1 pseudogene is annotated in these 795 nt (G+C 70.7%); it reads left to right on the top strand.

Annotation, left to right across the window (positions count from 1 at the left end):
• Positions 1-267 precede the first annotated feature (267 nt).
• Positions 268-795, top strand: a pseudogene (locus D7V77_RS42275) (energy transducer TonB); the annotation flags it as partial.

Genomic DNA, 795 nt, shown 5'->3' with positions numbered 1-795 from the left:
GCTCTCGCGGGGGGCTTCACGCCCGGTGTGGGGAAGGGCCGGCGTCATGGATGGGGGGGTTAAGCGTGTCGCACGGGATGCGACAGTCGGCCGACGACAGAAACGAGCCGACGGAAGGCCTTTATACGCAGCGGGGTCGTCACGCACCTCGGAAAATCGCGCCCTTGGCGACGAAACAGTCCGGTGGTGACGCGCCGGGATGATTTCAGCATCGCTCCAGATTGACGTTGCCACCCGTCAGGGGATATCCCCTTCCGGCGACCGAAAATGCGAACCATTCTCAACTTCAACGACGGATTGGGTGCTGCCCCGACGCTGCCGCAAGCTGTGACCGCGCGTGCGGATGCGGCGCGGAGCCCGGTGGGGCTCTTCCAGTCCGCGACCGCGACGGCGGAGGCGGGATGGGGTCGCTGGAGCGGGGCCCTGTTGACCGCGACCGTGGCGCACGTATTGGCGGTGGCGGTGGGCGTGATGATGGTGTCGACCCGCCCGCCGCCCGAACTCAAGAAGCCGGAGCCGGAGCTGGTGCTGATGGCCTACGCGCCGCCTCCGCCGCCGTTGGGGGGGGGCGCGCCGAAGCAGGCGGCCCCGGAGCCCGTGAAGCCGGTGGTGCAGAAGCCGCGCCCGAAGCGGCAGGAACTGGTGGTGCCCGCGAAGGTTCCTGAGCCGGTGAAGGAGCAGGAGCCGGTGGTGGAGCAGGTGGATACCCCGGCCGCGACGGAAGTCGCCGCGGTCGCGTCGCAGGCGCCCGCGGGGCCTGGCGTGCCGGACGGCGCGGTGGGGGGAGTCGTCGGG

The organism is Corallococcus sp. CA041A (assembly GCF_003612075.1).
GTDB classification, from domain to species: Bacteria; Myxococcota; Myxococcia; order Myxococcales; family Myxococcaceae; genus Corallococcus; species Corallococcus exiguus.
Note: the sequence above shows the minus strand (reverse complement) of the source record. Positions and strands in the feature narration are given on the sequence as shown.